Source organism: Sulfurovum sp. (assembly GCF_015493435.1).
Lineage (GTDB): Bacteria > Campylobacterota > Campylobacteria > Campylobacterales > Sulfurovaceae > Sulfurovum.
This window is the reverse complement of sequence record NZ_WGDD01000055.1, coordinates 1-2,283: the sequence shown is the minus strand read 5'-3', so window position 1 is coordinate 2,283 and position 2,283 is coordinate 1. Positions and strand designations below refer to the sequence as shown.

The 2,283-nt window shown below is 45.6% G+C and carries 4 protein-coding genes and 1 pseudogene; all 5 read left to right on the top strand.

Going from position 1 to position 2,283, the window contains the following annotated elements; translation table 11 throughout:
* Positions 1-251 (top strand): annotated as a pseudogene (locus F8L24_RS10085) (chromate transporter); the annotation flags it as partial.
* Positions 252-292: 41 nt separating this feature from the next.
* A complete protein-coding gene (locus F8L24_RS10080; protein WP_294955266.1) occupies positions 293-541 on the top strand; it encodes a thioredoxin family protein in 249 nt (82 codons plus the stop codon).
* Positions 534-1,250, top strand: a complete 717-nt coding sequence (locus F8L24_RS10075; RefSeq protein WP_294955264.1) for a formylmethanofuran dehydrogenase subunit E family protein — start codon at positions 534-536, stop codon at positions 1,248-1,250. Before F8L24_RS10080 ends, F8L24_RS10075 begins: the two co-directional genes overlap by 8 nt.
* A gap of 11 nt (positions 1,251-1,261) precedes the next feature.
* Positions 1,262-1,963: a cytochrome c biogenesis protein CcdA gene (locus F8L24_RS10070; protein WP_294955262.1), complete on the top strand. Its 702-nt coding sequence runs from the start codon at positions 1,262-1,264 to the stop codon at positions 1,961-1,963.
* 161 nt (positions 1,964-2,124) lie between these two features.
* On the top strand, positions 2,125-2,283 hold a 159-nt coding region (locus F8L24_RS10065), incomplete at its 3' end, for a cation transporter (protein ID WP_294955268.1).

The window sequence follows — 2,283 nt, the reverse complement described above, 5'->3', positions numbered from 1 at the left end:
TTTACACTAAAATTAAAGATAATCTCTTTATCCGCAGAGGGCTAAAAGGTATTTTGGCTGCGTTTACCGGAATGCTTTTTTTCGTTGTACTGAGTATGGGGGAAGTCAGCCTTCTCTCTCCGGCAGCCTATATCTGGGCAGTGGGAGCACTCATTGCAGTCCGTTATTTTGAACTGAATATATTGTGGATATTCCTGATCGGCATTGCCGCGGAATTTGGACTGTTTTTTGCCGGCATTTCGATTTTATGATTTGAAACGGTAGCATACAGAAAATGAATAAGGAGAAAAAAATGAAAATAGAAATTTTGGGAACGGGATGCACAAAGTGTGTGGCCCTTGAAAAAGTTGTAGAACAGGCAGTCGCCAAGGTAGGTGGTTTTCACCAGATCGAAAAAGTCGATGACATTATGGAGATCATGAAGTACAATGTGGTCAGTACACCGGGGCTTGTCCTGGACGGAAAAGTCGTTTCGACCGGCAAGCTGCTTTCTGTCGAGGAAGTGGTCAAGCTTATAGAGGAAGCACAAAAGAATGCTTAGGAAAATAGGGTTTGCTGCAGTGGCGGGTACAGTACTTCTGGCGGCACAGCAGCATCTTAATATTGACGATGCTTTTTATGAGAATGTTGTCAGGGACGCCCCCAATGCACATCCGGTATGGGTGAAAGATACCGACAGTGCGATGGGGCGCTACAACCGCTACCCCAAACAGCTCGACATCAGGACACTTGCACGTGCGCACGGTCATCTCTGCGACGGGCTGGTGCTGGCCTATGTGGAGCTTTCCAATACACTGCCGAAACTCTTTTCCGATGGTGTGATCGACCGGACTGATCTTCGGGTAGTCGCCAAGAACAGCCCCTGTCTGGTCGATACCTCCGCACTGATGAGCGGTGCGAGAATCAATCACCGGACACTCTCTCTGGACAACAGTCTCGGCGGTGCATTCATTGTACAGCGTATCTCCACTGGAGAGACATACAGGGTGGAACTGGCCGATAAAAGTTTCATCAAGCCTCTCAAAGCAAAAGAGGCAGAGATCAAGAAGAAGCAGAAAATGCACCTGACGGTCACGCCGCAGGATATTGACGAACTGGAAGCACTGGCATTCGAAGCCATGAAACATATGCTTAACACCGATCTGAAGAAACTTCTGAAGATCACGAAGCTGAAAAACTATGACTACCGTTTTAACCTGAACAATATTGGATCCCGAAGCGATGTCATCAACAAAAATGTCGGTAGATAGGAGAGTCTGAGATGCAGCCGTTCATTGCCCATTTGCTTGAGTCCAATTCCTGGCTGGTCTTTGCAGGGGCTTTTCTTTCGGGAAGCATTACGGCCGCGGCTCCCTGTTCGCTGGTAGCGGTACCGTTGCTTGTAGGAAGTGCAGTTGCCCTGAACAAAGACCTTGAAGGCAGAAAAAAAGTGCTCTATACCTATGCGTTCACGGTACTTTTTGCTTTGGGTGTAGCAGTAAGCTTTTCCATTTTGGGGCTGGTTGTGGCAAAGTTCGGAGGCTTTCTTTCCATTGCACCGCTGTGGGCTTACCTTACTGCCGGTACGCTGAGCATTCTCATCGCTCTGTATGCCTTCGGCTATTTGGGAGAGGTCGATAAATCGGCTATCATCCACAGGCTGATACGCTACAGGCTTTTCGGTGGTTTGCTCATCGGCCTGATCTTCGGACTGGTCAGTACACCCTGTGCCTCTGCACCGCTTTTTGCCATTGTCTCTCTGGCGGGAAGCAGCGGGTACTTGTATGCTTATGGGCTTATTCTACTTTTTGCATTGGGTCATTCTCTATTACTTCTTGCTGCAGGTGTTTCGGTTGGATTTGCGCAAAGCATCACTTCAAGTAGCGCTATGGTAAAAATTTCGGACTGGCTTAACAAGGGGTTTGCCCTTTTGTTAATCGGGTTTGGAATTTACTTTTTCTATGAAGCTTATGTACAGCTTTAGAAGACTTAAAATAACAGAATTGGTTGTAAATTATATAAATCAATGCTTAATTTAAAAATGGATAGAAATTAACATTTTTTAAGAAATAATTAAAAAATATACAGATATAATTAACTAACCAGTTGGTTAATTATAAATAATTTAAAGTAAAGGATTGCAATATGAGTGGTCACCACCATAAAGTAAGCGGGAAGAACCTTTTCTGGACAATCGTTCTCAATATTATTATTACCCTCTCGCAGATCGTAGGAGGGATCATCTCTGGGTCGTTGGCACTGCTGAGTGATGCGATGCACAACTTCAGTGATGTGCTTGCGCTC